Here is a 24,328-nt window from a genome sequence, read left to right on the forward strand (position 1 = left end):
CTTTACTATTAGAAACTTTAGTTTGATTCACTAAGACGTGGTGCCCAGACTGTGTGAATTCATTCACGTTGGTAGGGTTCATCATGACAGTTTCTCATATTCTCGGCTATCCCCGTATCGGTGCTCAGCGCGAACTCAAAAAGGCCACTGAGGCATACTGGAAGGGCGAATGCACTCGTAGCGAACTTGAAAGCACTGGTCGCGAGCTTCGCTTGCGCCACTGGCAGGTGCAGCAGGATGCTGGGCTAGATTTTGTTAGTGTTGGTGATTTTGCTTTTTACGATCAAGTGCTTAATGTTTCAGTGGTGCTGGGTGCCGTACCTGCCCGTTTTAATGCCCAGCATGAAGTGGCTGGTGGCGATATCGACCTCGACACCACCTTTCGCATGGCCCGGGGCCGCGCGCCCAGCGGTGAACCCGCCGCCGCCTGTGAAATGACCAAATACTTCGATACCAACTACCATTACCTCGTCCCCGAACTACACGAAGGGCAAACCTTTAACCTGGCTTCGAACCGCCTGTTCGACGAGGTGGATGAAGCGTTACGCGCGGGTTTTACTCCGAAAGTAACGCTAACCGGGCCGCTAACGTGGCTATGGCTGGGAAAAACCAAGGGCGGTGATTTTGATCGCCTGACGCTACTAGACAGCGTACTCAACGTGTATGGCGAAATATTAGCGCGGCTCGCTACCCAAGGCATTGAGTGGGTGCAGCTGGACGAGCCCGCGCTAGTGCAGGATCTACCGCTTAACTGGCAGCAGGCGTATGAGCGTGCCTATCATCGTCTTCAGTCAGCACCGCTAAAGCTGCTGTTAGCCACTTACTTCGGAGGCCTGGGCGACAATCTTTCATTAGCCACCCGTTTGCCCGTCGCTGGGTTGCACATTGACGCCGTGCGCGCGCCGCAACAAGTCGAGAGTGTCATTGATCGTCTTGGTCCGCATCAGGTGCTATCAGTCGGTTTTGTCGATGGTCGCAATATCTGGCGAGCCGACTTAGCGGCATTGCGCGAACGCTTGTTGCCGTTAAAAGTGCGCCTCGGGCAGCGGCTTTGGTTGGCGCCGAGCTGCTCGTTGTTGCATGTGCCGGTAGATCTTGCGCAGGAAACAGAGCTCGGTGAGGAGCTCGTGAGTTGGCTGGCTTTTGCGCAGCAAAAGCTGGCGGAAGTGGTCACCCTGGCGCGGTTGATTGATAACCGTACCATGCCTGAGGATGAGCAGCGTTTGGATGAAGCAACCCGAGCGTTGGATGCCCGGCGTGAATCAACGCGTATCCACCAGGCAGCGGTTAGTGAGCGGCTGGCCGCGATTAGCCCTGCCGATAGCCAACGACAGGCGCCCTACAGCGTGCGTGCTGACGCACAACGGCGAGCGCTTAAGCTACCGTTGTTCCCGACGACGACAATTGGCTCTTTTCCGCAAACCGATGAGATCCGTGCTGCACGGCGCGCGTTTAAAGCCGGCGAGTTGTCATCAGCTGACTACGAAGCCCGCATGCAGGATGAAATTGCTTACGCGGTTGAGCGTCAGGAAGCGCTGGATATCGATGTGCCAGTGCACGGCGAAGCCGAGCGTAACGACATGGTGGAGTATTTTGGCGAACAGCTTGAAGGGTTTGCCTTTACCCGCTTTGGCTGGGTGCAGAGCTACGGTTCACGCTGTGTTAAGCCGCCGGTTATTTTCGGCGACGTTTCACGCCCTGCGCCCATGACCGTTCGCTGGAGCCAGTATGCGCAAACCCTGACCAGCAAGCCAATGAAGGGGATGTTAACGGGGCCGGTGACGATTCTGCAGTGGTCGTTTGTCCGCGATGACCAACCGCGGGAAACCACCTGCCGCCAGATTGCCTTGGCGTTGCGCGATGAGGTATTGGATCTGGAAAAAGCCGGGATCAATGTGATTCAAATCGATGAACCGGCGCTTCGCGAAGGGCTGCCACTGCGCCAACATGAGTGGCAGGCATACCTGGATTGGGCAGTCGAGAGCTTTCAGCTAAGTGCCGCAGGCGTTGCCAACACCACCCAGATTCACACCCATATGTGTTACTCGGAGTTCAACGACATCATCGGTGCGATCGCCGCCCTGGATGCGGATGTGATCACCATCGAAACATCGCGCTCGGATATGCACCTGCTGGACGCCTTTCAGGACTTCGCTTATCCCAACGAAATCGGCCCAGGGGTTTACGATATCCACACCCCGAATATTCCCGAGGTGAGCTGGATGGTTGATTTGATGGAGAAAGCGCTAGAAAAAATCCCTGCCGAACGGTTGTGGGTAAACCCGGATTGTGGCCTGAAAACGCGCGGCTGGGCGGAAGTAGAGCCAGCGCTGGCTAATATGGTCGAAGCTGCCAAAGTACTGCGCCAACGCTGTGCGTAAACGGTTGTAAATACTTTGATTAAGCCTTTCTGGTCAGAATCAACCCCGCTAAAAAGCGGGGTTTGGCTTAAAAACTAGCTTGTCGACACTTAGCTTTTCGAAGCATAGGCGTAGAGCAGGGTTTCCTGGGCGCTGATGGCATCGCTTTTACCTGGATCCTGAAGCTGGTAGCTGCCGTCGGTCTGTAGCAGCCAGCTCTGGCAGTTATCCACCATGTAGGTTTCGAGATCCTTGCGCACACGGGTGGCGAGCTTCTTATCCAGCAGCGGGAAGCAGGTTTCAACACGGTGAAACATATTGCGCGACATAAAGTCGGCGCTTGAGCACCAAGTTTCCGACTTGCCATCATTGTGAAAGTGGAATACGCGGGTGTGTTCAAGCAGGCGGCCGATAATGGAGCGCACACGAATATTCTCGGAAACCCCCGGCACGCCTGGCTTCAAACAGCACATACCGCGAATAATTAAATCGCACTCAACCCCCGCCTGGGAGGCACGGTAGAGCGCTTTGATAAGTTTGGGCTCGGTTAACGAATTGCATTTAATGATGATATGGGCGCGTTTACCCTTGCGCGCTATCTGCGCTTCACGGTCAATCATTTCCACTAGCCGCTCGTGCAGCGTAAACGGCGCATGCAACAGCGTGTCAATTTTGCGTGCGCGGCCCATCCCCGACAGCTGCTGAAACACTTTATGCACATCGGCGCACAGCGCTTTATTGGCAGTCAGTAGGCTGTAGTCGGTATACAGTTTGGCGGTTTTTGAGTGGTAATTACCGGTGCCGAGGTGCGCGTAGTAGCACAGCTCGCCTTTTTCGCGGCGTACTATATGCAGCATCTTGGCGTGAGTCTTGTAGGCCATAATGCCGTAGACAACGATTGCCCCCGCTTCCTGCAAACGAGAAGCCAGCTGTAGATTATCGGCTTCATCAAAACGCGCACGTAGTTCAATGACCACGGTGACTTCTTTGCCCTGGCTAGCCGCTTCTACCAGCGCGCTAACGATAGGCGAGTCTGAGCCCGTACGGTATAGCGTCTGCTTTATAGCCAGTACATGCGGGTCGCGGGCGGCTTCGCGCAGCAGGTCTTCAATCGGAGTAAATGATTGAAAAGGGTGATGGAGCAGAATGTCACTCTTAGCAATAGCATCGAACAAGCTGCCCGCTTTGAGCGCTTTCGGAATGCTGGGAGTAAACGGGCGATAGAGCAGTTCTGGACGGTCCACATCACCCAGAACTGACATCATGCGGGTTAAATTCACCGGCCCTTTGACCCGATATAAATCGTCGCTCTCAAGCTCAAATTGACGCAGCAGAAAATTAGTTAAGTCATCGGGGCAGCTGTCCGCCACTTCCAGCCGCACACCGCTGCCATAACGGCGTGCCAGTAGTTCGCCACGCAGCGCGGAAGCAAGGTCTGAGACTTCCTCAGGGTCAACGCTCATATCCGCATTGCGGGTCAAACGGAACTGGTAACAGCCGCGCACGCGCATGCCGGGAAATAGCTCATCGGCATGGGCATGAATCATCGAGGACAGGAACACATACTCGGAGAAACCCTCTTCGCATAACTCCTTCGGTAGCGCCATTAAGCGAGGCAGCGAGCGTGGTGCTGGTAGAATAGCCATACCTCCGGCGCGGCCAAAGGCATCTTTGCCTTCCAGCTCAACAATAAAGTTAAGACTTTTATTGACCAGACGCGGGAAGGGATGCGAAGGGTCGAGACCGATTGGGCTAATAACCGGCATAATTTCGTTATCGAAAAACGCTCGCGTCCAGGCCTTTTGTTGATCAGTCCACTGATCGCGACGGCGAAAGCGCAACCCATGAGTCTCCAGGGCGGGCAACAAGGTATCGTTGAGTATTTGATACTGGCGATCAATTTGCGTATGGGCGATCTGAGAAATCTCGGCCAATACGGCTTTAGGCAGTCGGCCATCGGCCGCGGTGGTGTCGTCGCCAAGGGCGATCTGGTGCTTTAATCCCGCTACGCGGATTTCGAAAAACTCATCCATATTGGATGAGAAAATCAGCAAGAACATCAAGCGGTTGAGCAACGGGTGGGCATCGTCTAGCGCTTGTTCCAGCACGCGGATATTGAACTGTAGATGCGACAGCTCGCGATTGAAGTAAAGCTGAGTGTCGTCAAGGTCGGTTTCAGGCAACGTGTCACGCGCTTGAACCCCAGTGGGTGTGCGGTTAATTCGTAGCGGCATATCGCCGTCGCTGCTGGTTTGATCAGTAGACGATAATGGTAAAGAATCTGTCGCTTGCTCGTCCATGGTGGATCTCCCCGCGTTGATGGCTCGAAGGTATCATAGCCTGATACTTGTATAGGAAGGCAGTATGCGGGGAGAAGATGACAAACAAGTGTCACCTTGTTGTCATCTTTGTCGCAGTAGTTTAGTGGCGCTGTAATAAACGCGCTGCGTCGAGAGCGAAATAGGTCAAAATTCCATCGGCACCTGCTCGTTTGAAGCACATCAATGATTCCAAAATCACCGGTTCCGCTTCCAGCCAGCCATTGTCGAAGGCGGCGCGATGCATGGCGTACTCACCGCTGACTTGATAAGCGAAAGTCGGCACTTTTAGCTCAGCTTTTACACGGCGAACGACATCCAGGTAAGGCATACCCGGCTTGACCATCACCATGTCGGCGCCTTCGGCGATGTCCATGGCTACTTCATGCAATGCTTCATCGCTGTTGGCAGGGTCCATTTGATAGGTGCGTTTGTCGGCTTTGCCCAAGTTGGTGGCTGAGCCAACGGCATCGCGGAAGGGCCCATAGTAGTGGGAGGCATACTTGGCGCTATAAGCCATAATCCGCACGTTGTGGAGATGTTCCTGTTCCAACACTTGGCGGATCGCGCCGATACGCCCATCCATCATGTCGGAAGGCGCCACCACGTCAGCGCCCGCTTCGGCATGGGAGAGTGCCTGTTTAAGCAGCGTATCCACCGTGCGGTCATTCTGCACGTAGCCGTGTTCATCAAGAATGCCGTCCTGGCCGTGGCTGGTATACGGGTCGAGCGCCACGTCGGTGATAATGCCGAGTTCGGGCAGGGCTGCTTTAAGGGCGCGCACGCTACGCTGTACTAAGCCGCTGGCGCTATAGGCCTCTTCGGCTAACTCAGTTTTGTGCTCAGGGCCGACAACTGGAAAAAGCGCCAACGCAGGGATGCCCAGTTGATAAGCTTCGCGGGCTTGCTCAATCAGTAGGTCGATCGAGAGCCGCTCCACACCGGGCATTGAGGCCACCGCTTCACGCTGGTTGTCGCCTTCCAGTACAAACACCGGCAGGATCAAATCTGACGGGCTAAGGCTGTTCTCCTGCATCAAGCGGCGTGAAAAATCATCGCGGCGCATTCGACGCATGCGTGTGGCGGGGAAGTGACGGGGGGTAGGTATGCTCAAGGGGTGTCTCCATTAAGGAACGCAAATGAGTGTGCCCGAAGGTCTGAATGGAGTATATCAGCCATGCCCTGCGGCGAAAGCCGTCTTGTGACAACAAGGTAGACTGACTAAAGTGAGCAATTGCTTTGCTGTATTGCGATCGGCAGACCCTGGGATAAGGAGATAGGCATGACCAAACAGGTGGCGGTGATTTTAGCTGGCTGCGGCGTTTATGATGGTTCAGAGATATATGAGACGACGTTAACGCTGTTGCGCTTGGATCAGTTGGGTATTGGTTACCACTGTTTTGCCCCGGATATAGAACAGCATCACGTTATCAATCACCTCACGCAAGAGGTGGCGGAAGGTGAACAGCGTAATGTGCTGCAGGAGTCTGCCCGCTTGGCGCGTGGAAACATCCGCCCATTGAGTGAGCTAGACGCTGATAACTTCGATGCAGTAATTGTGCCCGGTGGTTTCGGTGTCGCCAAAAATCTGTCGGATTTCGCCAGTGCCAGCGACAATATGCAGGTGCTGGAAGCACTAAAAGAGTCGCTGTTTGGTTTTCGTCAAGAGGCCAAACCCATTGGCTTGATGTGTATTTCCCCCGTACTGGTGCCCCGTCTATTGGGTGACGGTATTGCAGTGACCGTGGGTAATGATCCGGCGGTTTCCGGGGCGATTAGTGCCATGGGCGGGTTGCACCGCAGCTGTGCAGTAGAAGATATTGTCGTCGACCTTGAGCACCGCGTGGTGACCACACCTGCCTATATGCTGGCAAAGCGCATTAGTGAAGCGGCCACCGGTATCTTTAAATTGGTAGATCGTATTGCTGAAATGATGGATTAAGTACGCCGTTGCATTTTAGAACATCGTATTGCAGATAAGAAAGCCGTCGCCATGGTTAATGGCGACGGCTTTTTCAGTATCTGCGTGCTGCGCTGATCCGCTTAGAGATCGGCTTCTTGCTCTTCATCAGCCTCTTTCTCTTCTTTGCGTTTGCGCACCAAACGGCCAAACAGTAGCCCTACTTCGTAGAGCAGGTACATGGGGATCGCCAGCAGGCTTTGGGAAATCACATCCGGCGGGGTTAGCAGCATACCGATGACAAAGCAGCCTAAAAGAATATAGGGGCGTTTTTTAGAAAGGCTTTCCACCGTCGTAGCGCCAGAGAGGATAAGCAAGAAGGTCGCAATAGGAATTTCAAACGCCACACCGAAAGCAAAAAACAGCTTAAGAACGAAGTTCAAATACTGGTTAATGTCGGTCATTACGGCGACGTTTTCAGGCCCCGTTTGGGTGAAAAACTCAAACAGCAGCGGAAAAACCACGTAATAGGCAAACGCCGCACCGCCATAGAACAGCGCAATGCTTGAGACCAGTATCGGGATCGCCAGCGCTTTTTCATTGTCATAAAGACCTGGTGCGATAAAGGCCCATGCCTGATGCAACACAAAGGGAATAGCGATAAATACCGCTACGACCAAGGTGAGCTTAAACGGCGCCAAAAATGGTGAGGCCACTTCCGTGGCAATCATCTGCGAGCCTTCAGGCAGCAGGTCCATTAATGGATCGGCCACAAAGGTATAAATATCATTGGCAAAAGCATATAAGCCCAGAAAGATCACCAAAATCACGATCACGGCACGCATAAGCCGTGAACGTAATTCGATTAGGTGCTCAATGAGAGGGGCTTGGCTCTGATCTTCACGCGGCTCTTTTGAATCGCCAGACATACTCATTGGTGATTACGATCCTTATTTAATTCAGCCTTTTCAGGTGCAGCCACGTCAGTTTCCGCCTCATGATTAGCCGCCGACGTTGAGGCGGGCGGCTCTTCACGCACTGTTTGAAGCGCGTCATCCAAGCGAGCGCTGGCCTTGGCAACCCGTTGTTCCGTATCACGCTGGGCCGCGCTGGTTGCCGGTGCAGTACCCGAAGCAGAAGGGGAGTCAGCAATACTCTCTACGTCCAGCTTGGCTTTTTTCAAGCTATCGTCGAGCTTCTTCTGCTGTTCGTTAAGCTTTTGGCGTAACTCTTCTGCTTCAAGCTGAGCGCTAATTTCACGCTGCATGCCGGATACCGTGCGCTTGATTTTGCCAATCCACATACCCGTCGTGCGGGCGGCCCTAGGCAGCCGCTCCGGGCCAAGCACCAACAGCCCGACGATGCCAATGAGCATTAGTTCAAGAAAGCCGATATCCAGCATGGTTTATTTGCGCTCTTCGTTACGTTCGTTGGCGGCCTGTTTCTCTTCGGCTTGAACGTCATAAGTGTTGCCAGGTTCTTCATGGCTCACTTTGGCATGCGGTTGGTCAGCGTCTTCTTTATCCGTCTCTTTATTTTTCTCTTCATCGTGCATGGCTTTCTTGAAGCCCTTGACCGCCCCGCCTAGGTCGGTGCCCACATTACGCAGTTTTTTGGTGCCGAAAACCAGGATGATGATGCCCAGTACAATCAGCAACTGCCAAATACTAATACCACCTAACATATGCGTTTCCTCATGGGAGCAGGTTGACTATCTTTTTTCCAGCTTGGTTATCACTATACGACAGTTTCTGTGACCGCTATGGCTGACGAGACGCTTTTTCTTCGTGCCCGGAAATGCCAACGCGTCGCGCCAGTTCGTCTAAAACAGCCTGATGATCCATCCCCAGGTGCGAGAGCATCACCAGGCTATGAAACCACAGGTCGGCCGTTTCAGAAATAACCGCCTGACGTTCAGCCTCACCACCGTGCTCCGCATCTTTTGCCGCAAGCACTGTTTCAGTCGCTTCTTCGCCAATCTTTTCGAGTATCTTGTTCAAACCCTTATAATGCAAGGAGGCAACATAAGAATCTTCTGCTGCTGCGTGTCGCCGCTGCTTTAGTACCTCATTGAGAGTATCCAGCACAGACGCAGTATTTGTCGAAAAAGTGTTGGTTGGTAAATTGTCAGGCGATAATGAGTTGCTGTCCATGGGAATCCTTATAAACGTTTAATGCCCTACGTTATTGCCATACCAGCAGTAAGAGGCCAATCGCAGCGGCAGCCAGTATTGGCCATTCCTGGAGCTCAATCCAGCCGCTTAATGGCTGCCAAGCCAGTGCCAGTGCCAGCAGAGTCAGACCCAGCCGCAGGCGGTAAAGCCGCTTGCCCTGCCGCACCATCTGTGCGCGCATGGCGTTGATGGAGTCCACCTGCTGATGACGTTGACGATGCTCATGCTCCATGCGGCTGAGCGCTTGGTGCGCCAGTACAGGCAATTCAGGTAGCTGGTGTGAAAGCTCCGGTGCCTGTCGCTTGAGTGATTCCCATAAACCGCTGACACCCGCACGCTCTTTCATCCACTGCTCTAAATACGGCTTGGCGGTGCTCCAAAGGTCCAGGTCAGGATAGAGCTGGCGCCCTAAGCCTTCAATATTGAGCAGCGTTTTCTGTAATAGAACCAACTGCGGCTGCACTTCCATATTAAAACGTCGCGCGGTTTGAAACAGACCCAGGAGCACTTGGCCAAAGGAGATGTCTTTCAGCGGTTTCTCTAAAATAGGCTCGCAGACGGTCCGAATAGCTGCCGCGAACTCATTGGCACGAGTATTTTCACCCACCCAGCCGGACTCAATATGCAGTGCGGCGACTTCGTAATAGTCCTGGTGGAAAAAGGCCAATAAGTTGCGCGCCAAATAGTCCTGATCTTCTCGGGTCAGGCTGCCCACGATGCCGCAGTCGATAGCGATGTACTGCGGGTCTTCGGGGTTGTCGCAGTTAACAAAGATATTGCCGGGGTGCATGTCGGCGTGGAAGAAGTTGTCACGAAATACCTGAGTAAAGAAAAGCTCAACGCCGCGTTCTGCAAGCTTTTTCAGGTTCGTGCCACGAGCAATTAGCGTGTCTAAATCGGCGACTGGAATGCCGCGAATGCGCTCTTGAACCAACACGTGGCGGCGGGTGAAGGGCCAATAGATGGTAGGTACAAATAGCAGCGGTGAGTCTTTGAAGTTACGTTTAAGCTGCGAGGTGTTGGCGGCTTCTTTATAGAGATCCAATTCGTCAAACAGCGTGGCTTCGTAGTCGCGAATGACTTCCACCGGGCGCAAACGTCGCGCTTCGGGGATTTTGGAGAACACTTTGGCAACTTGGTACATCAGCGCCATGTCCTGGCGCATCACGCGATCAATGCCGGGGCGAATAATTTTTACCACTACGTCTTCACCGCCGTGCAGCCTTGCCGCGTGTACCTGGGCAATCGATGCAGAGGCTAATGGCACACGGTCAAACTCAGCAAAGGCCACTTCCAGTGTCATTTCCAGCTCTTTCTCGACGCGGGCAGCGGCAAGATCACCGGGAAAAGGCGGCACCTGATCCTGAAGGCGCTTTAGCTCATCGGCGATATCTGCCGGTAGCAGGTCGCGGCGGGTCGAGAGCATCTGTCCGAATTTAATGAAAATTGGCCCTAGCGCCTCTAACGCCAAGCGCAGGCGTTCGCCCCGTGATCGCTTGCCGATCGGCACCAAGCGTAACGGTGAAAACCACAGCAGCGTCCGCAGCCACCAGGGCAGGCGCTCCAGCGGCAGCAGCGTGTCTAGCCGGTGGCGCGTGATTACCCAGCTGATCCGTAGCAGGCGCAGGCTCATGGGCGTGGCTCCTGAGAGGCGCTCTGTGACGGTTGCGTCAGCTTGCGCTGCAAGCGGTTAAAGCGCGCTTCCAGTCGATCGGTGGCGATTTCCAGTTCGGTTAAGTGATCGCGTAGCACGTTGCGCTGTTGCTGTCCGGGTAGCAGGCGGGCTTCTTCAAAGACATATTCAGAAACATCCTGCATCAGTTCATCTTTGGCACGCAGCCCCCAACGCGCGGCGCGACGCAATCCTTCGGCCAGCGAGTGAGCGGGCATATCGCCAAGCCAGCGGGCCAGCTCGCTTTCCCAATCAATGTCTAAATCGAAAAGCAGCTCGCGGGTCGCTTCAAGCAGATGGATGCGCCCACGCACGGCCAGTTTGCCATCGAACATTAGCCGCTCAATCGAGGCGCCGCTGATCCACTCTGAAAATGTTTCCGGAGTTAGCTCGACGACCGCATCTACCTCGGTTTCATCAACACCTTCGCCACGCATCAGGTCTAAGCCTGCGTGGTGATAGTGGATCACAAGCTCAAGATGTGGCTGCTCCAGGCGTATAAGCAAACGGCTGCCCACCAGCGCTGCCAGCCGTGCGGGGGCTGCCGGGTCGCGGGCGAGTAGGGCATTGAGCGTGCGTTCACATCCGGCCAACAGCAGGGTCGGGGTTACCAGCATGCTGGCCTCTGGGTCTGTAGCGTCTGAAGTCTCATAGCTTAATGCCGCGGTGTAGTGCAACGATACCGCCCGTCAGATTGGTGTACTCGACCCGCTCTAGCCCGGCAGCTTCCATCATGGCTTTGAGCGTTTCCTGGTCGGGGTGCATCCGAATCGACTCCGCCAAATAGCGGTAACTTTCGCCGTCCCCCGCCACCAGTTCGCCCATTTTGGGCAGCAGGCGGAAGGAGTACTCGTCGTAAGCCTTAGACAGCAAAGGATTGTTGGGTTTGGAGAACTCTAATACCAACAGGCGCCCACCAGGTTTAAGAACGCGCGCCATAGAGCGCAGCGCAGCGTCTTTGTCGGTGACATTGCGCAGCCCAAAAGCGATCGTAATGCAGTCGAAGCTATTATCGGGAAACGGCAGGTTTTCGGCATTGGCTTGAACGTACTCTACGTTGCCGCCGACGCCGTTATCCATCAGCTTGTCGCGGCCGACTTTGAGCATCGAGGCGTTGATATCCGCCAGCACTACCTTGCCACGCGGGCCAACCAGGCGGGAAAACTTGAGGGTTAAGTCGCCCGTACCGCCAGCGATATCAAGCACGTGGTGGCCAGGGCGCACACCAGCGCGCTCAATAGTCATGCGTTTCCAAACCCGATGGATACCCATCGACATCAAGTCGTTCATTACGTCGTAGCGGGCGGCTACCGAGTGGAATACGTCAGCTACTCGTGACGCTTTCTCATCAACCGGTACTTCCTGGTAACCAAAATGAGTCGTGCGTTTTTCTGTGGGGCTCATTGGGCGGTAGCTCCCGAATTTTAGGCGATGGCAGATCGACCTTTGGTCTTTTGACTGAGGGCCGACGCGATTAAAAAGTTAGCGTCATTGTAGCCTTGTCCGCCCTGGCTTGTCTGCCTAGCGTCCCTGCCTAGTTTGTTGCAGGGGTGTGAGTCATGCCATCACAGTTGCTTGAATTGAATGCTGGCCGGCTCGCGCGAGGCACCGGCGTCTTCTAAGCGCTGTAAGTAATTGTTCCAGTAAGCTTCCTGGTGAGTAGCCAGATCGTATAAGTAGTTCCAGCTAAACAGCCCACTGTCATGACCGTCGTCAAAGTGAAGCTTCAGCGCGTAGTTGCCTGCCTGGGTAATATTCTGCAGGCCGACATCTTTTTTACCTACCTGGAGAACGGCGGTGTCGCCACCGTGGCCGCGCACTTCGGCAGACGGCGAGTAGACGCGTAAAAACTCAACCGGGAGGCGAAAACTCTCACCAGTGGCGTAGCCAAGTTCCAGCTCACGGGACTGCTTATGGTAGTGAACACGAGTGGGGGTAGGGGCGTTCATGATGAGACCTCATGGCTAAGTGTCCATGGCTAAATGTCATAGCAGCAAGCCCGCGAAGAGCGGGCTTGCTGTTGCTGACGATGCCAGCGCTGATAATAACCGCAGGCGCAGCTTACAAAATATACCGCGACAGGTCTTCGTCGACCGCCAGTTCGCCAAGCTGGGCATTGACGTAATCAGCGTCGATGACCAGCGGGCTCTCCATATCGCCGCCTTTGAAGGAGGCTTCTTCTAACAACCGCTCCATTACCGTGTGCAGGCGGCGGGCGCCGATGTTTTCAGTGCCTTCATTGACCTGCCAAGAGATCTGCGCGATGCGCTCGATACCGTCGGGAGTAAACTCCACATCAAGACCTTCTGTCGCCAGCAGCGCTTGATACTGCTTGGTCAGTGAGGCAGAGGGCTCGGTGAGGATGCGTTTGAAGTCGTTGGGCGTCAGTGCATCAAGCTCTACACGGATCGGCAGACGGCCCTGTAACTCAGGAATAAGGTCCGACGGGCGCGATAGGTGGAAGGCGCCAGAAGCGATAAACAGAATGTGATCGGTTTTGACCATGCCGTACTTGGTGGACACGGTGGAGCCTTCAATCAGCGGTAACAGGTCGCGTTGAACGCCTTCGCGAGATACTTCGCCGCCGCTAGACTGGCCGCTGCCCTTGGCCACCTTGTCGATCTCATCCAGGAAGACGATGCCGTGCTGCTCTACCGAGTAGACCGCGCGCGCCTTGATCTCTTCCTCGTTGACCAGCTTGCCCGCTTCTTCATCACGCAGCAGAACCAGCGCTTCTTTGACCGTTACGCGGCGATTCTCACGCTTCTGCTGACCCATGTTGGAGAACATGCTCTGCAGTTGGCTGGTCATCTCTTCCATGCCCGGCGGGGTCATGATATCGATGCCTTGGCCGTGAGAGGATATTTCAATATCGATCTCTTTATCGTCCAGCTGGCCTTCACGCAATTTTTTACGGAAGGACTGGCGAGTGCTGCCTTCTTCACGTGGCTTATCTTCCTGGCCACGGGGAGGCGGAAGAAGGGCATCTAGAACCCGATCTTCGGCGGCATCCGCGGCACGGTTGCCAACTTCTTCTTTCGCCTGTTCGCGCACCATCTTAATCGCGGCTTCCATCAAGTCGCGAATAATCGACTCAACGTCACGGCCAACATAGCCGACTTCAGTGAACTTGGTCGCTTCAACTTTAATAAACGGTGCTTTGGCCAGCTTGGCCAAACGGCGGGCAATCTCGGTTTTACCCACACCGGTGGGGCCAATCATCAGAATGTTTTTAGGCGTGACCTCTGGGCGCAAGTCATCATCAAGCTGCATGCGGCGCCAGCGGTTACGCAGGGCGATTGCAACGGCGCGTTTAGCATCTTGCTGGCCAATAATGTACTGGTCTAGAGCGTGAACAATTTCGCGGGGTGTCATCTGAGTCATATAAGTAACCTTTGTGGGCAATGAGCGGCGTTTGCGAGTCGCGTAAAGTGATTAGCGATCGTCAATCGACAGCTCTTCGAGCGTCACGTGATGATTGGTAAACACACAGATATCACCAGCGATCGCCAGCGATTTCTCAGTAATTTCACGCGCCGAAAGCTCGGTATTTTCTAACAGCGCTCGGGCGCTGGCCTGGGCAAAATTGCCACCAGAGCCAATCGCAATAATGCCGCGCTCAGGCTCGACCACATCACCGTTACCGGTAATGATCAGCGAGGCGCTATGGTCAGCCACGGCCAGCAGTGCTTCTAAACGGCGCAACGCTCGGTCGGTGCGCCAGTCTTTGGCGAGCTCGACCGCTGCTTTGGTGAGATGACCTTGGTATTTTTCCAACTGCGCTTCAAAGCGCTCAAATAGCGTGAACGCATCCGCGGTGCCACCGGCAAACCCGGCTAGTACTTTGCCGCGGTAGAGGCGGCGTACTTTGCTGGCGTTACCCTTCATTACGGTATTGCCCAGCGAAACTTGACCGTCGCCAGCGAGGGCGACCTGGTTACCACGACGAACGGAGACAATAGTGGTCATGGAGATAACTCCTTGGTGGGAGGCGCGCTCCCGATGACTGGCAGGTCACTTGCTCTTTAACATACTGCTTCTGGAAGCGACCATTGTGTAAGCGTTCACAACAAAATGCGGGCGGCTGATAAAAAATCAACCGCCCGCAGGGTATTCAAGATGGGATTATTAGTTCTGCAGCTGGATAAGTAGTGGTTCGATACCCTGGGTGTTCATTAAATCCTGAGCGCGGTTCAGCTCGCGGGTATCCTCGTAAGGCCCCACTTGAACACGGTGCCAGGTATTACCATCCGCCTGGACTTCGCTAACTTCCGCCAACAGGCTTAAGTTGCGCAGTCGGCCGCGCAGCTGTTCGGCGTCACTTGCTTCACGAAATGAGGCGGCCTGAAGCATATAACGCCCGGGAGTGTTGGTAGCCGCTTCACTCTCCTTGGCTGCTGAAATCTGGTCTTCAGGACGGGTGTTAGCGGCAATGACCTGGGCGATGGGGTCGTCGCTGGCCGCGCCAGAGGCGGTATCGCTCTCGGCCTCTTGCTCGGGAACTTCCGGGCGCACAACGCTTGACTGCAGCGTGACGCCAGGGGCAATGACCTCGGTTTCCGGTAGTAGGGTATAAAACTCAAAGGTCGGCATTGATGGCTCAGCGGCCTCTTCGGTTTCCCGAGCCGCAGCGCGCTCCTCACTACCCGCGGGCTTGGGCAGAACCGTGGCCTGAGGCGCTTCGCTCTGCTCTTGCCAAGGCGCGGTGCCGTGCTGGTGTTGAGCCAAGAAAAAACCTGCCGCCATGCCGACCAAGCCCCATAGCCAACCAGGAAGGCGAAAGCCGCCACCAGAGCTACGGGGGGATTTGCGCTGCGAAGTGGCTCCGCGGCGGGAGGCGGGCTTTTTACGCGGGCTAGCCATTGATTACATCTCCTCTGGGGCGCTAACCCCCATTAAATCAAGCCCATTGCGCAGCACTTGACGGGTAGCGAGGCCGAGTGCCAAGCGCGTGTTGCGTAGGGTGTCGTCCTCAACCATTACCTTGACGGCGTTATAGCAGGTGTGGAAGTCGCCGGAAAGATCGAGCAAATACTGGGCAACCTGCTGTGGTTCGCGGTTTCTAGCGGCGGTTTCCACCACTTCAGGGAAGCGCGCCAAGCGGTTAAGAACGGCTTTTTCCTGGTCGCTGTCCAGTAGGGCTAGATTGGCAATGGCTAATGCATGATCAAACGGCTGGCCGGCATCCTGTGCTTTGCGCAGCATGCTGCAGACCCGAGCATGCGCGTACTGAATGTAATAAACCGGGTTGTCGTTCGACTGCGAGCGCGCCAGGTCGATATCAAAGGTGAGCTGGGAGTCAGCGCGGCGGGCGGCGAGGAAAAAGCGTGTGGCATCGCGGCCGACTTCGTCGATCAAGTCGCGCACGGTGACATAGCTACCGGCGCGCTTGGAGAGTTTTACCTCGACGCCGGAGCGGGTGACCATCACCATCTGGTGGAGCACGTAGTCGGGCCAGCCTTGGGGAATGCCCACTTCCAGCGCCTGTAAACCAGCGCGCACACGGGTAACGGTGGAGTGGTGATCGGCACCCTGCTCATTAATCACGGTTTTGAAGCCGCGTTGCCACTTGTCCAGATGGTAGGCCACATCGGGTAGGAAGTAGGTGTAGCCACCGTCCTGTTTGCGCATCACGCGGTCTTTGTCATCACCAAAATCAGTGGTGCGCAGCCACATGGCGCCATCTTCTTCATAGGTGTGCCCAGCGTTCACCAGCTTTTCAACGGTGGCATCCACCTTGCCATCTTCGTAGAGCGACGACTCTAAGAAATAGACATCGAACTCTACACCAAAGGCTTTTAAGTCGAGATCCTGCTCACGGCGCAGCCACGCGACGGCAAACTCTTGAATGGCGTCTAAGTCGTCAGGATCTTTTTTGGCGGTGACTTCGCGGTCATCGGCGCTGACCGTTTTACCTGCCAGGTAATCGTTGGCGACATCGACGATATACTCACCGCGATAGCCGTCTTCAGGCCAGCTGGCGTCGTCAGGGCCCAAGCCTTTTACCCGCGCTTGTACCGAGCGGGCGAGGTTGGCGATCTGGGCACCTGCGTCGTTGTAGTAGAACTCACGGGTCACGTCATAGCCGGTGGCTTCGAGCAGGCGGCATAAACAGTCACCAATCGCCGCGCCCCGGCCGTGACCAACGTGGAGGGGGCCAGTGGGATTGGCGGAAACGAACTCTACCTGCACTTTTTCGCCTTTGCCGATCAAGCTGCGGCCAAAGGTATCGCCGCAGTCGAGCACTTGGGCAACGATTTGCGCCGCGGCATCGGCGGCAGCGAAAAAGTTAATAAAACCGGGGCCCGCGATCTCAGTATTCTGGATCGCGTCGCTTTCGGGGAGCGCGGCCACCAGCATAGTGGCTAATTCACGCGGATTTTTGCCTGCCGGTTTGGCCAGCATCAGCGCTAGATTAGTGGCGTAATCGCCGTGGGCTTTGTCTTTTGTGGGGTCGACTTTGATCGTGGGTTGAAGGTCGTTCGGCAGCACGCCTTGGTGCTTGAGCGCGGTAACCGCGCCTTCGAGCAGAGAAACTATGGTGTCTTTCATGTAGGTATCCGGGTGTCGTCGGTGGCGGCGTGTGCTAACGCGCAGCTGTAAAGGTGCGTCGATCAAGCGGCTATTATCAGCAATTGAGCCGCAGTTTCAAAGCCGCGTGATGGTGAGCCCATTCTAGGAGAGCGTTTGTGGGTCGATATCAATCGACCAGCGCACCTTGCGCGCCTCGCGATTCGCTTCCAACCACTGCACGAGCCAACTGGCAGCAGGGTGAAGTTGGCTACGCCTATTGGCCGCCAGCATGACATGTAAATGGTAACGGTTTTGACGTCTTTCCATGGGTGCGGGCACAGGGCCCAGGCAGCGTGTCGCCACGTTGGACTCTTTGAGCCACTGACGTAGAGCTTGAGCGGCCTGTTGCGCCATGGCCAAGGCGGCCTCCTCCTTGGGGCTTTCAATCCGAAGTAGCGCCATAAAGCAGAACGGGGGCAGTTGAGCGATACGCCGCTCTTCCAGCATGTTGCGTGCGAGCGCTCCATAACCGTGTTCAGCCAACTGGCCCAGATGCGGATCGTCGGGGTGCAGTGTTTGCACCAGTACTCGACCTGGATGAGCGGCCCGCCCCGCTCGGCCCGCCACCTGCTCAAGCAATTGAGCGCTGTGTTCCAGCGCGCGAAAATCAGCGGCGTACAGCCCGCCGTCGGCATTAACGACGACCACCAAGGTAACGTGGGGCAGGTGGTGCCCTTTGGCGAGCATTTGAGTACCGACTAATACGCACGGTTCACCGCGATGGATCTCTTTTAACACTTGCTCGAAGCTATCCTTGCGCCGTGTGCTATCGCGGTCAATGCGGTGGATGGTGGTCTTGGGAAACAGGGTCTGTAATGTCTCTTCCGTGCGTTCAGTGCCGCTACCCAATGCGCGCAGGTCGCCGCTACCACATTCGGGGCAGGCATCCGGCAGAGCGCGGCGGCTATCGCAGTGGTGACAGGCCAGTAGGGCGGGCTGGCGGTGCAGCGTCATGCGTGCATCACACTGGCTACACTCGGCCATCCAGCCGCAAGCGTGGCAGGCAAGGGTCGGTGCAAAGCCGCGCCGGTTGATAAAAATTAGCACCTGCTTGCCAGCGCTCAAGGTGCTTTTAATCGCTTTGATGGCACCGGGTAGCAGGCCGCCCTGGCGGCGCTGGTGGCGCAGGTCAATCAGCTCCAGCTTGGCTGGGGGGTGCTGGCTGGGGCGCTGGGTCAGGCGTAGGTGGCGATAGGCGCCGCTAAGCGCCTGATGCAGGCTCTCTAAGGACGGCGTGGCACTGCCCATCAGCAGCGGGATTTTATGGTAATGCGCGCGTGCAACCGCAAGATCGCGAGCGTGATAGCGCAAACCGTCGTGCTGCTTGTAGGAGCCATCATGTTCCTCATCGACAATAATCGCACCGGGGTTAGCCAATGGCGTGAAAATGGCCGAGCGGGTGCCGATAATAATCAGTGCCCGGCCGCTAGCGGCGGCTTCCCATACATCTAAGCGCTCAGGGTCGGTAAGGCCCGAATGCAGCGCCACCACGGGCACGCGAAAACGGCTTCTAAAGCGGGCCAGCGTTTGCGGCGTTAAGCCAATTTCCGGCACCAGCACCAGCGACTGCTTACCTTTGGCGGCCACTGCTTCAATCAGCTGCAGATAGACTTCCGTTTTCCCACTGCCGGTGACGCCTTCGAGCAAGCAGGGGTGATAACCCTCTAGCTTTTCATGCAGCGCGGCCAGCGCCGTGGCCTGTTCACGGTTTAGGGGTAACGCGGGAGTCGCGAGTAAGTTTCCGCTGGGGGGAGTAGGCGCGGTGAGAATATGTTCCTGGCTAGTGGCCAAGCCTTTCTTCTCTAGCGCTAATAGCTGGTCGCGAGCAAAGCCATGGGCGCTAACCGCACGACCGGGTAGGCCATGGGGGTGCTGGCGTAAAAGCGCATGCAGCTCTGCTTGCTTAGGCGCTCGGCTGAGGGTTTCCTGCGCGCCGTCACCTTGGGCCATCCAAAGTGTTTGTGTGCGACCGGCCATTGCGTGTCCCTGGCGTAGCCGCGCGGGCATGGCGTGGTGCAGGGTGTCGCCCAGGCTGTGCTGATAGTAGCGGGCGGCAAAGCGGCATAACCAGAGCCAATCTGCTGGCAGCGGCGCGTCGTCCAGCGTCTCGCTGACCGCGCGCAATTGGCTGCGCGGTAGCTCGCTGTGGTCGGTAAGTTCCACGACCACACCGACGACTTCGCGGCGCCCAAAAGGCACCCGCACCCTCAACCCCGGCTGCCAACCGCAGGCTGGCGTCACGTTAGACGGCAAGTAGTCGAACAGGCGCCGCAGCGGTGAGGGCAGCGCTATTTTAAGTATTTGGTTAAGCACTTGAGGCGGTACCCGCGAAGAAACAGAATCAGGCAATTGGCCTCCGGCGTTAGTTTTGCTAGAATATGCGACCGCTCAATCTTAGCGATCTTATCGTAACGAAAGAGCGGCCAACCGGTTAGTAGTTTTTCCAAACCCGTATGCGGTGCCTGGCACGAGATCAGGTGGCGGCATATAGCTTCGTGAGGTTCGAGATGAGACAAGGTATCCACCCGAATTACAACACGGTCACCGCCAACTGTTCTTGCGGTGCTAATTTCCAGGTAGGTTCTACTTCAGGTCAGGACTTCTCTCTGGATGTGTGCTCCAACTGCCACCCGTTCTACACTGGTAAGCAGAAGCAAGCGACCACTGGTGGCCGCGTAGAGCGCTTCAACAAGCGTTTCGGCGCTGCTGTTAAGCGCGGCTAATCCACCTCGGATAGCCACATCGCAAGTACAGGTATTGCTTGCGCAAAACCCACGCCAAAGCGTGGGTTTTTTGTTGTCTCGCTAAAAACTGGCTATTTTTGTGGAAAAAATTTTCACAAATGCCGTGCTGATGTTGCGGTACAGCAATAAGCAAAGCGTTATGGCTAACGCCGTTTTGCATAAGTTTCAGCAAATATCTGCGAAATGTGGCGAATATGAAGGTAAAATTCAGTTAAACGGGCGTTTTGATATGAGTTGACGGCACGCTTGAGGCGCATAGGTTTTTTCTATATTCTCAAACGACTTATCTATTTTATGTTAACTGGACTCTGACCATGACGGATGCAAATAAGCAGGCTGCTTTGGATTATCACGCGAAACCGATTCCCGGTAAGCTGTCGGTGGAGTTGACCAAACCCACTGCGACTGCACGGGATTTGGCGCTGGCGTATAGCCCAGGCGTGGCTGAGCCAGTGCTTGAAATCGCCAGGGATGCGGAAAATGCCTACCGCTATACCGGCAAGGGTAATCTGGTTGCCGTTATCACCGACGGCAGCGCTATTCTTGGCTTAGGTAATCTGGGCCCACTGGCGAGTAAGCCAGTCATGGAAGGCAAAGGCGTGCTGTTTAAGTGCTTTGCTGGCATTAACTCGGTGGATATCGAGGTGGATGCGGAAAGCCCGCAGGCGTTTATCGATACCGTCGCGCGCATTGCCGATACCTGGGGTGGCATCAACCTTGAAGATATCAAGGCGCCGGAGTGCTTTGAAATTGAAAAAGCCCTGATTGAGCGCTGCAGTATTCCAGTCTTCCACGATGACCAGCACGGCACCGCGATTGTCACGGCGGCAGGCATGCTCAATGCGCTGGAGATCGCTGGTAAACGCATCGAAGACGTTAAGATTGTTTGCATGGGTGCAGGGGCGGCGGCGATTGCCTGCATGCGCCTGCTGGTTTCCTGTGGCGCTAGTAAAGACAATCTTGTGATGCTTGACCGCCGTGGTGTCATTCACACGGACCGCGAAGGCATTAACGAATACAAGGCTGAATTCGCCCGCGATACCGAGATGCGCACCTTGGATGATGCCATCGACAACGCTGACGTATTTATCGGCCTTTCCGGCCCGGGCCTGCTCTCCGCTGAACAGGTGAAGAAAATGGCGCCAGACCCGGTGATTTTTGCCTGCACTAATCCGGATCCGGAAATTCATCCTGACGTTGCCCGCGAAGCGCGCCCGGATGTGATCATGGCCACTGGCCGTTCGGATTTCCCGAACCAGGTTAACAACGTGCTGGGCTTCCCGTTTATTTTCCGTGGTGCGCTGGATGTTCGTGCTACACGTATTAACGAAGAGATGAAACTGGCGGCCGTGCACGCACTGAAAGACCTGGCCCGTGAGCCGGTTCCTCAGGAAGTGCTGAACGCCTACGAGCGTACCGAGATGAGCTTTGGTCGCGAGTACATTATTCCCACGCCTGTTGATATCCGCCTGTTGGCTAGAGTCACCTCGGCGGTTGCTCAAGCCGCGGTTGATTCTGGCGTGGCGCGCAAACCATTCCCTGCGCACTATCCGCTAACGTCTATCAACGACGTTTACGGCGGCTAATAAACCGCAGCACTCTGGTAACTATTTACGCCCGCTAATAAGCGGGCGTAAATGTTTGAGAGAGTGTCTAGTTAGTCTTGTGAATAACGCGTTAGCCCTTCTTGAGCGGTAGAGGCCACTAATCGACCGTCGCGACTATAAATATGCCCCCGCGCCAGCCCGCGAGCGCCGCCTGCCCAGGGTGAGTCGATAACGTACAGCAGCCAGTCGTCCAGGCGTGTGTCCTGGTGCAGCCATAAGGCATGGTCTAGGCTGGCGATGCGCAGTTTGGGGTCGCGGTACTCGATGCCGTGGGGAATCAGGCTGGTGGTCAGCAGGTTGAAGTCAGAGGCGTACGAGAGTAGGTGGCGATGCAGGGCCGGGTCGTCTGGCAGTGTGCCTGAAAGGCGAAACCACAAACACTGGCCTGTAGGCGTGCCGTTGCCGGGGTTGCCCGTGAGATGCAAAAACTCAATGGGGTGGCCGGGAAAGCGGTCATGTTTGGCATCGCCGCTCTCTAGCAGCGCCTCGGGGGTGGCGACATTCGGCATGTCGCGCTGATGGCTAAAGCTTGCTTCCTCGCTCTGAAAAGAGGCGCTGCAGAAAAAGATCGGCCGACCTTTTTGAATGGCAGTAACGCGGCGGGTGGTAAAGCTGCCGCCGTCGCGAATGGTATCCACTTGATAGACAACGGGGCGATGGGGGTCGCCGGGGCGCAGAAAGTAGCCATGTTGAGAGTGCGGGCGACGCTCGTCTGGCACGGTGCGCGCGGCGGCCGCCAGCGCTTGGCCAAGAACCTGGCCACCGTAAAGCTGAGGAAAGCCTAGATCCTGGCTCTGACCACGAAATAGCGTCTCTTCCAGCGTTTCTAGCTCTAGTAACGCTACCAATTTGTTCAGCGCATCTGTCATTCTCGGTATCCTTGCGGCTGTCTCTATTGAATGCGGTCGGTGAAAGAATGCTATCGGTAAAAGTAATATGCTGCCACGGCGCCGGGCACCCCTTTCATACGGTCGTTTAGCTACCTTAGCGGAGTTTACGTTTATGCGCAGCGATGAATTTTACATGCACCGGGCGCTCGACCAAGCCCACCTGGCCGCGGCGGCGGGCGAGGTGCCCGTAGGAGCGGTGGTAGTTGATGCGCAGGGGAACATTATTGGCGTCGGGTGCAACGCGCCAATGGCCAGCTGCGACCCTAGCGGCCATGCGGAAGTTCGTGCCCTACGCGAGGCGGGCAAGCACCAGGGCAACTATCGCCTTGAAGGCTGCACGCTGTTTGTCACCCTGGAGCCCTGCATGATGTGTGCGGGTACGATGATTCATGCTCGCCTGGCCCGCTTAGTCTACGGTGCCGCCGAGCCCCGTGCGGGCATGGTCGAATCAAAGGCTAACCTGTTGGCACAGCCGTGGTTTAATCATCAGATCGCGGTGACCGGTGGGGTATTGGCCGCAGCCTCGCAAAAGCTGCTGAAGCGATTTTTCGCCGCCCGGCGCGAGGAATTGAATCAGTAATACTGAATTGGAAATGCCACGGCGCTGTTAATCAAGCGGCGGGACAAGTTCAAACAATAACAGCGGGTCATCGTTGACAGATGTTTGTTCTAGTTGAAAAAATTGCTGACGACTACGTTCCACATATTGAATCATTTCGTAATAACGACGGATGTTGCGTACGTATATCACCGGCTCACCGCCACGGGCGTAGCCGTGACGCGTTTGGCTATGCCATTCACGCTGCTGTAATAGCGGTAGCGCCGCGCGCACATCTTGCCAGCTGTCGGGGTCGCCGCCGCGCATTTCCGCAATCTTACGCGCGTCATAAAGGTGGCCAAGACCCACGTTGTAGGCCGCCATGGCCATAAACAGGCGATCATCGCCGGTGATGCCTTCCGGTAAGCGGTCTTTAATACTGCGTAAATAGCGGGCACCGCCGTCAATGCTCTGGGCGGGGTCTGTGCGGTCCGTCACGCCCATTTCACCCGCCGTGGGGTTGGTCAGCATCATCAAGCCACGCACGCCCGTTGGCGAGACGGCGTCTGGGTCCCAGTGGGATTCCTGATACCCCACTGCCGCTAATAACTTCCAGTCAAACTCTGTTTCGCGGGCAGCCTGCTGGAACAGTTCCGTGTAACGGGGCAAGCGTGCATCAAGGTGATCAAGAAAGGTGCGCGTGCCGACATACTCTAAATAGTCGTCATGGCCGAAGTAGCGGCTTACCAGCCGATCAAGCGTGCCGCTTTCCTGAAGGTCTTGTAGGAAGCGATTGGCGGCTTCAAGCAATCCTAAGCCGCGACCGCTAGGCACCGCCCATGCCATGGAAAGTGGGTCCCCGAGTATGAAACCACGTTCTACGTTGGGGAAAAAAAGCCGATTTAAACGAAACTGATGCTCGAAAATGACCGCGGCGTCCAGGGTGCCGTCCTCAACGCGTGCCAGCAGTTCGGCGACTTCAAGCTCGTGAGACTCTTTCCAGCTCAAGGTAGGATGACGCCGCTGAAGGTCGCGCAGCGCTTCATCGGTACCGGCTTCGCTGAGTGTGCCAAGTTCTAAGCCGACAAGGTCACTCGGCTCTTTAATGCCATTCAGGCCGCGGCGGTAAACCACCAGCGGCTGCATTTGAATGATTGGGCGTGTGTAGTGGATGCCAGGGCTGTCAGGCAGTAATGGCAGCGCTGCCGCGCCCAGGTCGCCTTTTTCACGCACCGCCGGCAAGACGCTTTCTGGGTGGTGGCTGGCGTCAAGGTTAAGGCTCACTCCCAAGTAATCGGCAAAACGGTGCATCAGCTCGTATTCAAAGCCGGTAGGGCCTTGGCGGCCTTCGTAATAGGTCGTGGGGGTGTTGCGGGTGTGAACGGTAATAAAGTCTTTTGTACCGATATGCGTTAAATGCTCGCCTGGGGGAACAAGAGAGAGAGTGGGCACCATGGTCAAAAGCGTAACGGCAGTTAACGCATAATAAGCGCTGGCACGGGCAATAAAATGTCGGCAAATCAACGTCAGCATGGCGTCTTGTCGGCATGAA

22 protein-coding genes are annotated in these 24,328 nt (G+C 55.8%); 5 read left to right on the forward strand and 17 right to left on the reverse strand.

The genetic code is table 11. The features are described 5' to 3' along the window. Window positions 1-83 precede the first annotated feature (83 nt). Complete coding sequence (gene metE, locus KO116_RS05135) at window positions 84-2,381, forward strand: 5-methyltetrahydropteroyltriglutamate--homocysteine S-methyltransferase (RefSeq protein WP_035562058.1); 2,298 nt, start codon at window positions 84-86, stop codon at window positions 2,379-2,381. 89 nt (window positions 2,382-2,470) lie between these two features. On the opposite strand, the gene ppk1 is transcribed toward metE, so the two are convergent. Both ppk1 and hemB read right to left on the reverse strand, forming a co-directional pair. After that, window positions 2,471-4,660, reverse strand: a complete 2,190-nt coding sequence (ppk1, locus tag KO116_RS05140; protein ID WP_035562061.1) for a polyphosphate kinase 1 — start codon at window positions 4,658-4,660, stop codon at window positions 2,471-2,473. Between the two features lie 121 nt (window positions 4,661-4,781). Beyond that, complete coding sequence (gene hemB, locus KO116_RS05145) at window positions 4,782-5,792, reverse strand: porphobilinogen synthase (RefSeq protein ID WP_035562063.1); 1,011 nt, start codon at window positions 5,790-5,792, stop codon at window positions 4,782-4,784. Window positions 5,793-5,960: 168 nt separating this feature from the next. Here hemB and elbB point away from each other — a divergent pair, with 168 nt between their 5' ends. Further along, window positions 5,961-6,620 (forward strand): isoprenoid biosynthesis glyoxalase ElbB, encoded by a 660-nt coding sequence (gene elbB / locus KO116_RS05150; protein ID WP_035562066.1) that lies wholly within the window; start codon window positions 5,961-5,963, stop codon window positions 6,618-6,620. Window positions 6,621-6,721: 101 nt separating this feature from the next. Here the strand turns inward: elbB and tatC are convergent, their stop codons facing one another. From tatC to KO116_RS05215, 13 genes are all read right to left on the reverse strand, one after another. After that, a complete protein-coding gene (tatC, locus tag KO116_RS05155; RefSeq protein ID WP_035562070.1) occupies window positions 6,722-7,513 on the reverse strand; it encodes a twin-arginine translocase subunit TatC in 792 nt (263 codons plus the stop codon). After that, window positions 7,510-7,980, reverse strand: a complete 471-nt coding sequence (tatB, locus tag KO116_RS05160; RefSeq protein WP_035562072.1) for a Sec-independent protein translocase protein TatB — start codon at window positions 7,978-7,980, stop codon at window positions 7,510-7,512. The genes tatC and tatB overlap by 4 nt, the downstream gene beginning before the upstream one ends. A 3-nt stretch (window positions 7,981-7,983) precedes the next feature. Then, window positions 7,984-8,262, reverse strand: a complete 279-nt coding sequence (tatA, locus tag KO116_RS05165) for a Sec-independent protein translocase subunit TatA (protein WP_035562075.1) — start codon at window positions 8,260-8,262, stop codon at window positions 7,984-7,986. Between the two features lie 76 nt (window positions 8,263-8,338). Next, the gene (locus KO116_RS05170) at window positions 8,339-8,731 is read right to left on the reverse strand and encodes a phosphoribosyl-ATP diphosphatase (RefSeq protein ID WP_035562077.1); all 393 of its coding nucleotides are present in this window, start codon (window positions 8,729-8,731) and stop codon (window positions 8,339-8,341) included. A 31-nt stretch (window positions 8,732-8,762) separates the two neighbouring features. Further along, window positions 8,763-10,385, reverse strand: a complete 1,623-nt coding sequence (gene ubiB, locus KO116_RS05175; RefSeq protein ID WP_035562079.1) for a ubiquinone biosynthesis regulatory protein kinase UbiB — start codon at window positions 10,383-10,385, stop codon at window positions 8,763-8,765. After that, on the reverse strand, window positions 10,382-11,041 hold the full coding sequence (locus KO116_RS05180) for a ubiquinone biosynthesis accessory factor UbiJ (protein ID WP_035562082.1): 660 nt from the start codon (window positions 11,039-11,041) through the stop codon (window positions 10,382-10,384). The genes ubiB and KO116_RS05180 overlap by 4 nt, the downstream gene beginning before the upstream one ends. 31 nt (window positions 11,042-11,072) lie before the next feature. After that, on the reverse strand, window positions 11,073-11,828 hold the full coding sequence (gene ubiE, locus KO116_RS05185) for a bifunctional demethylmenaquinone methyltransferase/2-methoxy-6-polyprenyl-1,4-benzoquinol methylase UbiE (protein ID WP_035562085.1): 756 nt from the start codon (window positions 11,826-11,828) through the stop codon (window positions 11,073-11,075). A gap of 161 nt (window positions 11,829-11,989) precedes the next feature. Continuing rightward, window positions 11,990-12,373, reverse strand: coding sequence for a gamma-butyrobetaine hydroxylase-like domain-containing protein (locus tag KO116_RS05190; protein ID WP_035562088.1), 384 nt, complete (start codon window positions 12,371-12,373; stop codon window positions 11,990-11,992). 112 nt (window positions 12,374-12,485) lie between these two features. Next, window positions 12,486-13,808 (reverse strand): ATP-dependent protease ATPase subunit HslU, encoded by a 1,323-nt coding sequence (hslU, locus tag KO116_RS05195; protein ID WP_035562091.1) that lies wholly within the window; start codon window positions 13,806-13,808, stop codon window positions 12,486-12,488. Window positions 13,809-13,859: 51 nt separating this feature from the next. Next, window positions 13,860-14,393, reverse strand: coding sequence for an ATP-dependent protease subunit HslV (hslV, locus tag KO116_RS05200; protein WP_035562093.1), 534 nt, complete (start codon window positions 14,391-14,393; stop codon window positions 13,860-13,862). Between the two features lie 159 nt (window positions 14,394-14,552). Then, window positions 14,553-15,287, reverse strand: coding sequence for an SPOR domain-containing protein (locus KO116_RS05205; protein ID WP_035562096.1), 735 nt, complete (start codon window positions 15,285-15,287; stop codon window positions 14,553-14,555). Between the two features lie 3 nt (window positions 15,288-15,290). After that, on the reverse strand, window positions 15,291-16,976 hold the full coding sequence (argS, locus tag KO116_RS05210; protein ID WP_035562099.1) for an arginine--tRNA ligase: 1,686 nt from the start codon (window positions 16,974-16,976) through the stop codon (window positions 15,291-15,293). 123 nt (window positions 16,977-17,099) lie between these two features. Further along, window positions 17,100-19,346: a primosomal protein N' gene (locus KO116_RS05215; RefSeq protein ID WP_035562102.1), complete on the reverse strand. Its 2,247-nt coding sequence runs from the start codon at window positions 19,344-19,346 to the stop codon at window positions 17,100-17,102. Between the two features lie 158 nt (window positions 19,347-19,504). Between KO116_RS05215 and rpmE the strand changes: the two genes are divergently transcribed. Together rpmE and KO116_RS05225 are read left to right on the forward strand one after the other, a co-directional pair. Next, window positions 19,505-19,720: a 50S ribosomal protein L31 gene (gene rpmE / locus KO116_RS05220; RefSeq protein WP_035562478.1), complete on the forward strand. Its 216-nt coding sequence runs from the start codon at window positions 19,505-19,507 to the stop codon at window positions 19,718-19,720. Between the two features lie 335 nt (window positions 19,721-20,055). Next, window positions 20,056-21,327 carry a malic enzyme-like NAD(P)-binding protein gene (locus KO116_RS05225; protein WP_035562105.1) on the forward strand — a complete coding sequence of 424 codons (1,272 nt, stop codon included), beginning with the start codon at window positions 20,056-20,058 and terminating at the stop codon, window positions 21,325-21,327. 71 nt (window positions 21,328-21,398) lie between these two features. Here the strand turns inward: KO116_RS05225 and KO116_RS05230 are convergent, their stop codons facing one another. After that, window positions 21,399-22,217 carry an acyl-CoA thioesterase gene (locus tag KO116_RS05230; RefSeq protein ID WP_035562109.1) on the reverse strand — a complete coding sequence of 273 codons (819 nt, stop codon included), beginning with the start codon at window positions 22,215-22,217 and terminating at the stop codon, window positions 21,399-21,401. Between the two features lie 133 nt (window positions 22,218-22,350). On the opposite strand from KO116_RS05230, the gene tadA reads away from it, so the two are divergent. Next, the gene (tadA, locus tag KO116_RS05235; RefSeq protein ID WP_035562110.1) at window positions 22,351-22,818 is read left to right on the forward strand and encodes a tRNA adenosine(34) deaminase TadA; all 468 of its coding nucleotides are present in this window, start codon (window positions 22,351-22,353) and stop codon (window positions 22,816-22,818) included. 27 nt (window positions 22,819-22,845) lie between these two features. Here tadA and mltF read toward each other — a convergent pair whose 3' ends face one another. Next, complete coding sequence (gene mltF, locus KO116_RS05240) at window positions 22,846-24,309, reverse strand: membrane-bound lytic murein transglycosylase MltF (protein WP_035562114.1); 1,464 nt, start codon at window positions 24,307-24,309, stop codon at window positions 22,846-22,848. Window positions 24,310-24,328 lie beyond the last annotated feature (19 nt).

Source organism: Halomonas sp. KO116 (assembly GCF_000734975.2).
Lineage (GTDB): Bacteria > Pseudomonadota > Gammaproteobacteria > Pseudomonadales > Halomonadaceae > Vreelandella > Vreelandella glaciei.

Bases quoted from the DNA above. Each gene is read 5' to 3' on its own strand.
- metE (WP_035562058.1), top strand. From the start codon at position 84: ATGACAGTTTCTCATATTCTCGGCTATCCCCGTATCGGTGCTCAGCGC.
- ppk1 (WP_035562061.1), bottom strand. From the start codon at position 4,660: ATGGACGAGCAAGCGACAGATTCTTTACCATTATCGTCTACTGATCAA.
- elbB (WP_035562066.1), top strand. From the start codon at position 5,961: ATGACCAAACAGGTGGCGGTGATTTTAGCTGGCTGCGGCGTTTATGAT.
- tatC (WP_035562070.1), bottom strand. From the start codon at position 7,513: ATGAGTATGTCTGGCGATTCAAAAGAGCCGCGTGAAGATCAGAGCCAA.
- tatB (WP_035562072.1), bottom strand. From the start codon at position 7,980: ATGCTGGATATCGGCTTTCTTGAACTAATGCTCATTGGCATCGTCGGG.
- tatA (WP_035562075.1), bottom strand. From the start codon at position 8,262: ATGTTAGGTGGTATTAGTATTTGGCAGTTGCTGATTGTACTGGGCATC.
- KO116_RS05170 (WP_035562077.1), bottom strand. From the start codon at position 8,731: ATGGACAGCAACTCATTATCGCCTGACAATTTACCAACCAACACTTTT.
- ubiB (WP_035562079.1), bottom strand. From the start codon at position 10,385: ATGAGCCTGCGCCTGCTACGGATCAGCTGGGTAATCACGCGCCACCGG.
- KO116_RS05180 (WP_035562082.1), bottom strand. From the start codon at position 11,041: ATGCTGGTAACCCCGACCCTGCTGTTGGCCGGATGTGAACGCACGCTC.
- ubiE (WP_035562085.1), bottom strand. From the start codon at position 11,828: ATGAGCCCCACAGAAAAACGCACGACTCATTTTGGTTACCAGGAAGTA.
- KO116_RS05190 (WP_035562088.1), bottom strand. From the start codon at position 12,373: ATGAACGCCCCTACCCCCACTCGTGTTCACTACCATAAGCAGTCCCGT.
- hslU (WP_035562091.1), bottom strand. From the start codon at position 13,808: ATGACTCAGATGACACCCCGCGAAATTGTTCACGCTCTAGACCAGTAC.
- hslV (WP_035562093.1), bottom strand. From the start codon at position 14,393: ATGACCACTATTGTCTCCGTTCGTCGTGGTAACCAGGTCGCCCTCGCT.
- KO116_RS05205 (WP_035562096.1), bottom strand. From the start codon at position 15,287: ATGGCTAGCCCGCGTAAAAAGCCCGCCTCCCGCCGCGGAGCCACTTCG.
- argS (WP_035562099.1), bottom strand. From the start codon at position 16,976: ATGAAAGACACCATAGTTTCTCTGCTCGAAGGCGCGGTTACCGCGCTC.
- rpmE (WP_035562478.1), top strand. From the start codon at position 19,505: ATGAGACAAGGTATCCACCCGAATTACAACACGGTCACCGCCAACTGT.
- KO116_RS05225 (WP_035562105.1), top strand. From the start codon at position 20,056: ATGACGGATGCAAATAAGCAGGCTGCTTTGGATTATCACGCGAAACCG.
- KO116_RS05230 (WP_035562109.1), bottom strand. From the start codon at position 22,217: ATGACAGATGCGCTGAACAAATTGGTAGCGTTACTAGAGCTAGAAACG.
- tadA (WP_035562110.1), top strand. From the start codon at position 22,351: ATGCGCAGCGATGAATTTTACATGCACCGGGCGCTCGACCAAGCCCAC.
- mltF (WP_035562114.1), bottom strand. From the start codon at position 24,309: ATGCTGACGTTGATTTGCCGACATTTTATTGCCCGTGCCAGCGCTTAT.